Source organism: Pseudoalteromonas sp. GW168-MNA-CIBAN-0100 (assembly GCF_040309225.1).
Classification (GTDB): Bacteria; Pseudomonadota; Gammaproteobacteria; order Enterobacterales; family Alteromonadaceae; genus Pseudoalteromonas; species Pseudoalteromonas arctica.
Genome location: NZ_JBEOOL010001138.1, coordinates 1 through 234 on the forward strand (window position 1 = coordinate 1; position 234 = coordinate 234).

The window sequence follows — 234 nt, forward strand, 5'->3', positions numbered from 1 at the left end:
CATGTGGACCACGACACATGTCGATGTATTCTTCGTGATGATAAAGCGCTGGTGTTGCGTCTTTACTGATGTTTTCATCTAAAATAGCTATTTTGTATTCTTCACCGCGTTCGCTAAAAGCATCACGAGCGTCTTTCCAAGATACAACTTTTTTAACCACATCGTAGTTAGTTTTAGCTAACGAAAGCATACGCTTTTCTAAGGCTTCTATATCTTCATGCGTCAGCTTATGAT

The 234-nt window shown here is 39.3% G+C and carries 1 pseudogene; it reads right to left on the reverse strand.

The window, feature by feature from the left end:
- A pseudogene (gene thrS, locus AAEY62_RS24940) lies at positions 1 to 234 on the reverse strand (threonine--tRNA ligase); the annotation flags it as partial.